This window comes from Marinibaculum pumilum (assembly GCF_042646425.1).
Taxonomy (GTDB): domain Bacteria; phylum Pseudomonadota; class Alphaproteobacteria; order Ferrovibrionales; family Ferrovibrionaceae; genus Marinibaculum; species Marinibaculum pumilum.
Map to the genome: position 1 here is coordinate 288,534 of NZ_JBHRTR010000005.1, position 7,239 is coordinate 295,772.

The window sequence follows — 7,239 nt, forward strand, 5'->3', positions numbered from 1 at the left end:
CGGACGGTTCAACCGGCGGTGCCCGCCGCCGGCTTTGCGCCTGCGCCGCGGCCGGACCGGTGATGCGCCTTGATCCAGCGCGACGTGCCGGTTGCCGAGCGCAGCACAAGCGACTGGGTGATATGACCGTCCGCGACCGGTTGGACGCCGTCCAGCATCCAGCCGTCGGTCACCCCGGTGGCGGAGAAGATGACATCGCCCTTCGCCATGTCGAGGATGCCGTACTTGCGGTCCAGGTCGGTCACGCCCAGGCGCCGGGCACGCTCCTTCTCGTCGTCGTTGCGGAACAGCAGGCGGCCCTGGATCTGCCCGCCGATGCACCGCAGCGCCGCCGCGGCCAGGACGCCTTCCGGCGCCCCGCCGGAGCCCATGTAGATGTCGATGCCGGTCTCCGGCACCGTCGTGGCGATCACCCCGGCCACGTCGCCATCGGTGATCAGCTTGATCCGCGCACCCGCCTCGCGGACCCTGGCGATCAGCTCCTCGTGGCGCGGCCGGTCGAGGATGCAGGCGGTCAGCGCCGCCACCTCGCAGCCCTTCGCCGCGGCAAGCGCCGCCAGGTTCTCCGCCGGGGTCGCGTCCAAATCGACCACGTTCTCCGGCAGGCCGCCGCCGACCGCGATCTTGTCCATGTAGACGTCGGGGGCGTTCAGCAGGCAGCCCGCCTCCGCGAAGGCCAGCACCGCAAGCGCATTGGAGCCGGCCTTGGCGGTCAGGGTGGTGCCTTCCAGCGGGTCCAGCGCGATGTCGATCTTCGGCCCGCTGCCACGGCCGACCTTCTCGCCGATATAGAGCATCGGCGCCTCGTCCCGCTCGCCCTCGCCGATCACCACGGTGCCGTCCATCGCCACCTTGTTCAGCGCGGTGCGCATGGCGTCGACGGCGACCTGGTCGGCCTTCTTCTCGTCGCCGAGGCCGATCTGCGTGGCCGCCGCGATCGCCGCGGCCTCCGACACCCGCACGGCCTCAAGGGTGAAGTTCCGATCCATGCCCTTGGCAGCCATGGTCAGCTTTCCTCCGGTACTGTCAGTTTCTCGATCCGAATGATGTGCGGCGCATGGAGCACCGACGGCAGGCGCGCCATCCGCGACAGGGCCTGCATCATGTGCGCCTCGCGCGCCTCGTGCGTGGTCATCACCACCGGCACGCCGCGCGCGTCGTCCGGCGCGCGCCCGTGCTGTAGCAGGGATTCTATGGAAATGCTGCACCGCTTCAGGATCGCGGAGATGTCCGCGATCACCCCCGGCTCGTCCCTGACCTGCAGGCGGACATAGTAGCAGCCGACATGGTCGCGCATGTGACATGCGCGATGCTTCGCCAGCGCCGTCGCAGGCAGCCCCAGCGGCGGCGCGATGCGCCCGGCGGCGATATCGATGATATCGGCCATCACCGCCGAGGCGGTCGGCTCCGCTCCGGCGCCGCGGCCCTCCAGCAGGGTCCGGCCGACCGCGTCGCCTTCCGTCACCACCGCGTTATAGACGCCGTCGACATGCGCGATCGGCGTGGTCCGCGGCACCAGGCAGGGATGCACGCGCTGCAGCAGCGCACCGTCCTCGAGCTGGGCGAGGCCCAGCAGCTTGATCCGGAAGCCGAGCTCCGCTGCCATCGCGATATCGGCGGCCGTCACGGCCCGGATCCCCTCCACATAGGCGGAGGCGAAATCGACCGGTGCGCCATAGGCCAGGGCGGCCAGGATCGCCAGCTTGTGGGCCGCATCGATGCCGTCGACGTCGAAGCTGGGATCGGCCTCGGCATAACCGAGCCGCTGCGCCTCGGCCAGGACATCGTCGAAGTCCCGGCCGGTCGCCTCCATCGTCGTCAGGATGTAGTTGCAGGTGCCGTTGAGGATGCCATAGAGCCGTCGGATCCGGTTGCCGGCCAGCCCTTCCCGCAGCGCCTTGATGATCGGGATGCCGCCGGCCACGGCGGCTTCGTAGGCCAGGGGCGCACCGTACCGCGCCGACAGCCTGGCCAGGGCCGTCCCCCGCTCCGCCAACAGCGCCTTGTTTGCCGTGACGACCGGCTTGCCGGCACGCAGCGCCGCCTCGCACAGGGCCCGGGCCGGACCGTCCGAGCCACCCATCAGCTCCACCACGACGTCGACCTCGGGATCCCGGGCGAGCGCGACCGGGTCGCTGTGCCAGGTCGCTGGGCCGGGATCGGCGGCGCGCTTCTTCCGCCGCGACCGGGCGGAGACCGACGTCACCTGCAGCGGGCGTCCGGCGCGCGCGGCGATTAGCGGACCGTTGCGCTCCAGCAGGGTCAGGACGCCGCATCCGACGGTACCCAGCCCCGCGATGCCGAGGCGAAGGGGGGCCGGCCCTGCCGGTTGTGCCGCCTTTGACCCGGCCGGTTGGATGCCGCCCTTCCGGGCCTTTGGGGCTGCGGCCCGGGCGGCCTTGGCCTTCGCGCGGGCCGGCCGCACTGCGGTGGCCCGGCGCCGGGCGCTGCGGGCCTTTGCCTTCGGATCAGAGGCGGTCACGACGCCACTTCGTGCAACATATCAACTGTTGCCCCTAAAGAGTTGAAACGAATGAACTTTTCAACGCGCAGAAAAGTCAGCGGAGGAAGTAGACCTCGGCCCGCCGGTTGGCCGCCTCGGCCGCCGGCATGGCCTCGAAATAGATCGGGTCCATGTCCGACCTGGCTTCCACCAGCATCGCAGCGGTCGGGATGCCGTAGCGACCGAGCTGTGCCGCAACGGCTTCGGCGCGCTCCAGGGAGATGTCGAAATTCACCAGCTTGTGCCGTTCCGGCGGCATGTCGCCGGTGCGACTCGATGCATGGCCGAGGACCAGGACCCGCCCGCCGAAGCGGCTGTACTGATCCGCGATCCGGCGCAGGGTCTCCAGGTCGCCGCTGCCGAGGCGACTGGAGCCGGCATTGAAGCGGATCGTGCCGGCCTTCACGCCCGGCACGTTGCCGCCCGGATAGCCGGCGCCGGCAGCATAGGCCGCCGGGGCCGCGGCGCGGGTCCCGCCGGTGGTGCCGCTGCCGCTGACCACGACGGTGCCGGCGCCATAGCCCGACGCACCGGCATAGGACGGGGCGCCTGCATAGGTCGAGGCGGGATAGGCCTGCGCGGGCGCGGCGCGATAGCTGCCGGCAGGCGGGAGATTGCTGGCCGCCGCCTGCTGCTGGGGATAGCCCGCGCCAGCCGTTCCGTCGGCAGCCGCAAGGGTGGCGCCTTCCCGCGCCGCCTGCTGCAGGGTGGAGGCGCTGGAGGCGCGCAGCTGCGCCTCGTAGATGTCGGCCAGCGACTGCGGCTGCGGCGCTGGCGTGGGCGCTGCGGGAACGGTTTCCCGCATCGTCTCCACCACGGTCACCTGCCCGGCCGGGGTGACCTCTTCCGCAACGGAGACCTGTTCGCTGACCATGGGCGCGCCGGCAGTCTGCGACGGCATGGCCTGGCCCATCGCCTGGCGGTCGATCGCCTGCTGGGTCGCCTGTTCCACGTCGCCGGCCGCGCCGGGAGCGGCGCTGCTGACAGTGCGGGTCGTCAGCTGCGGCTCGGGTGTCCGGGCAGCCTGCATGGTTGTGTCCGCCATGGCGGCGGTTCCGGCGGCAGCGGATGCTGCTGCACTCGATGCGGGAGCGGCTGGATCGGTCATGGCGCCCTGCTCCTGCGCTTCGTAGGCGGCCAGTTCGGCACTCGCCTTCGCTGCCAGAAGCTCGTCGGCCCGGGCGCTCGATACCTCAGGCGCGGAGGCGGCGGTGCCGGCCTGCATCGTCGCGCCGGTCTCCGGATAGCTGCGCCGCGCGGCCACGGTGGCATTGGAGGCCGACGAACCGGCTGCCATGCGCCGCGTGAAGGCATCGACCTCCGACGCGCTGGCCTCGGGCGAATTGAGGGCCGCGGTGAGGCGTTCGGTACGCTGCAGCACCGGGCGGTCGGAGCGGTTCTGCAGGGTGCTGCCGCGGGCCGTCCCTTCCGTGATCTCGGAACGGGAGTCGATCGCGCGCTGCACATTGGCGCTCTCATCCGCCATGGTGCCGCCGGCGCTGGGCGGCGCGGGGACCGAACTTGCGGTGTCCGCCGCCGCCATGGCCGTCGGCGCCGCCTGCCCGGCCGATGCCGTGTCGGCGGCGGTCATGCCGTCGGCCATGGTGTCGTCAGGGCTTGCGGCCGCGGTGCCGGCGCTCGACGGCGCCGCCGCTGTCGAAGCGGACGTCGTCGCGGAAGCGGGGGCTGAAGCGGTCGATGCGGCCGCAGTCGTTGTGGCCGCAGTCGTTGTGGTCGCTGGCGGCGGCGTCCCGGGGTCGCCGCCGTCCGACATCTCGCCCGTCAGCCGTTCGCGCGTGTACTGCGCGTTCTGCCGGTCGGCAGCGAGCGACTGCGAGATTTCCGTCTGTTCGGCAGGCTGGGTCGTCGGGGTGGGCCGTTCCGGCACCTGTCCCAGGGTGGGGAAGCTCTCTTCCTGGTCCGCACCGGCGGCGGCGGTGCCGCCCTCCTGCGTCTCCGCCTCGCTCTTCGGGACGAAGACAGGTGGCGGCGGTGGTGGCGGATCCTCTCCGAACAGGTCGCCGACGCCATAGGCGCAGGCACCCAGTGTCGGCGCCAGCAACGCGACAAAGGCAAGCGAACGTGCCGCCCGCAGACCTGCGGCGAGACGTGCGACCATCGGTGTTGCTCCTTGCCGAGGGAGTCTGTCCTGTTCCTGCTGCATCCGCCACGCAACCCCTGAGTTCCCTACGCTTTACTGTGTCGTCCCAGCCGACACAAGGCCGGCGCTTCATCGCACCGGTGCGGCGATTCGACTCGGCGGGCATTGGCGTTTTGCGCGACCAGTGCCGCGAATCGCCTGCCACTGCGTCTTTTCCGACCTTGACGATGATGCTGGGTTGGCCACCCTTGCAGTGGTGACAACCAGAACCGCGCCCGGAGGGAAGCCCATGTCCGCACCGCCACGTCGTGCCCGAGGCAAAGGAGCTGCCAGACCTGCCCGTGCGTCGGATTCTGCCCCGGAGACGACCCCGGAGGGCGCCGCTAAAGGCACAGCCGGCAAGGCCGCAGCGAAGGCACCGGCGGCGAAGGCAGCGGCGGCCGGCAAGGCAGCGGCGGCCGGCAAGGCAGCGACCGGCAGGAAAGCGCCAGCCCAGTCGCAAGGGAAAGGTCCGACGAAGGGGAAAGGTCCGGCGAAGGGGAAAGGTCCGGAAAAGGCTGCGGGCAAGGCGACCGCGCCGAAGCGGGCGACGGCGCCAAGTCCCGGCGCGAAGGCTGAGCCGGTACCTGCCACCACGACGGCCGCAGCAGGGGGCAAGACGGACCGGGGCGCCGGACCGGCCAAGGGGACGGGCAAGCCGGGCGCGGCGGGTGTCGACCCGGACATGCCCCTGCCCGATCCGGCGACCTTCTCCGCGAACATGATGAAGGTCGCGACCCAGTCCCAGACCCTGGTGAGCGAGTTCCTGGCGTCGCAGCGGGAGAAGGGTGTCGGCAGTGCCGACCCGCTGAACATCGGCGGCGCCTTCATGGAACTGTTCACCAAGATGATGTCCGAGCCGTCGAAGATCGTGGAGGCGCAGCTCGATCTCTGGCAGCGCTACATGGACCTGTGGACCTCGCAGGCGCAGCGTTTCCTGGGTCAGGAATCCGATCCCCTGGTGCAGCCCGAACGCGGCGACCGCCGCTTCCGCGACCCGCAGTGGGACGAGAACCAGGTCTTCGACTACATCAAGCAATCCTACCTGCTGACCGCCCGCTGGATGCAGGACACGGTCAAGGATGTCGACGGGCTGGACGACCGCACGGCGAAGAAGGTGGACTTCTATACCCGGCAGTTCGTCGACGCGATGGCGCCGTCCAACTTCCTGATGACCAACCCGCAGGTGCTGCGCGCCACCCTGGAATCGAACGGCGAGAACCTGGTCCGCGGCCTGGACAACATGCTGAAGGACCTGGACCGCAACAGCGGCCGCCTGCACATCCGCATGACCGACATGGACGCCTTCAAGGTCGGCGAGAATGTCGCGGTTACGCCGGGCAAGGTGATCTACCAGAACGACCTGATGCAGCTGCTGCAATACACCCCGACGACGCAGGAAGTGTACAAGCGCCCACTGTTCATCGTGCCGCCGTGGATCAACAAGTTCTACATCATGGACCTGCGGCCGGAGAACTCGTTCATCTCCTGGATGCTCGACCGCGGCTACACGGTGTTCGTGGTGTCGTGGCGCAACCCCGACGAGACGCTGACGGAGAAGACCTTCGAGGACTATCTGAAGGAAGGCATCTTCGACGGGCTGGACGCCGTGGAGAAGGCCACCGGCGAGCGCGAGGTGACGACGATCGGCTATTGCATCGGCGGCACCCTTATGGCCTGCGCGCTGGCCGTCCTCGCCGCCCGCGGCGACGACCGGATCAAGGCGACCACCTTCTTCGCTGCCCAGGTCGACTTTTCGGAGGCGGGCGAGCTGAGCGTTTTCATCGATGACGAGCAGCTGGAGCATATCGAGCAGGTGATGGCGGAACGCGGCTATCTCGCCGGCAACGAGATGGCGACCACCTTCAACATGCTGCGCGCCAACGACCTGATCTGGTCGTTCGTGGTCAACAACTACCTGCTGGGCAAGGACCCCTTCCCCTTCGACCTGCTGTACTGGAACGCCGACGCCACCAACATGCCGGCGAAGATGCACAGCTATTACCTGCGCAACATGTACCAGAAGAACCTGCTGGTGCAGCCCGGCGCCCTGCACCTGTGCGGCGTGGACCTGGACCTGCGGAAGATCAAGGTGCCGATCTACCTGCAGTCCAGCAAGGAGGACCACATCGCGCCCTTCACCAGTGTCTACAAGGCGAGCCAGCTCTATTCCGGCCCGGTCCGCTTCGTCCTGGCAGGGTCCGGCCACATCGCCGGCGTCATCAATCCGCCCTCCGCCCGCAAGTACCAGCACTGGACCAGCGACATTGCGAAGAACCCGCCGACGCCGGAGGAATGGCTGGCCACTGCGACCGAGCATCCCGGCTCCTGGTGGGAGGACTGGGATGCCTGGCTGTCGACGCATTCCGGGCCGAAGGTTCCCGCCCGGGTGCCTGGCGACGGCAAGCTGAAGGTGATCGAGGATGCCCCCGGATCCTACGTGAAGTCGAAGGGGGCCACCGCGAACTGGACCGAGGCCGAGGAAGTCGTCAGCGAGACGGACGCAAACAGCGGGGACTAGGTCGTAAACTCATAAATTTGTAGCATGGGATTGCGAACAGTGATTCAAGCTCCGTGAGGAGGAGCTTTGATGAGC

The 7,239-nt window shown here is 69.2% G+C and carries 4 protein-coding genes; 1 reads left to right on the forward strand and 3 read right to left on the reverse strand.

Annotated features, from left to right (window positions below; all coding sequences use genetic code 11):
- Nucleotides 1–8 precede the first annotated feature (8 nt).
- The 3 genes from glpX to ACFOGJ_RS02315 form a co-directional block, all read right to left on the reverse strand.
- A complete protein-coding gene (glpX, locus tag ACFOGJ_RS02305; RefSeq protein WP_379897804.1) occupies nucleotides 9–989 on the reverse strand; it encodes a class II fructose-bisphosphatase in 981 nt (326 codons plus the stop codon).
- Between the two features lie 17 nt (nucleotides 990–1,006).
- Complete coding sequence (locus tag ACFOGJ_RS02310) at nucleotides 1,007–2,359, reverse strand: homoserine dehydrogenase (protein WP_379897806.1); 1,353 nt, start codon at nucleotides 2,357–2,359, stop codon at nucleotides 1,007–1,009.
- A 199-nt stretch (nucleotides 2,360–2,558) separates the two neighbouring features.
- Entirely contained in the window at nucleotides 2,559–4,622 is a 2,064-nt protein-coding gene (locus tag ACFOGJ_RS02315) for an OmpA family protein (RefSeq protein WP_379897791.1), read from the reverse strand.
- A gap of 706 nt (nucleotides 4,623–5,328) precedes the next feature.
- On the opposite strand from ACFOGJ_RS02315, the gene ACFOGJ_RS02320 reads away from it, so the two are divergent.
- Nucleotides 5,329–7,164, forward strand: coding sequence for a PHA/PHB synthase family protein (locus tag ACFOGJ_RS02320; RefSeq protein ID WP_379897792.1), 1,836 nt, complete (start codon nucleotides 5,329–5,331; stop codon nucleotides 7,162–7,164).
- The last annotated feature ends 75 nt before the right edge of the window (nucleotides 7,165–7,239 follow it).

Excerpts from the sequence above, each read along its gene's own strand:
- glpX (WP_379897804.1), bottom strand. The coding sequence starts at position 989 with ATGGATCGGAACTTCACCCTTGAGGCCGTGCGGGTGTCGGAGGCCGCG.
- ACFOGJ_RS02315 (WP_379897791.1), bottom strand. The coding sequence starts at position 4,622 with ATGGTCGCACGTCTCGCCGCAGGTCTGCGGGCGGCACGTTCGCTTGCC.
- ACFOGJ_RS02320 (WP_379897792.1), top strand. The coding sequence starts at position 5,329 with ATGCCCCTGCCCGATCCGGCGACCTTCTCCGCGAACATGATGAAGGTC.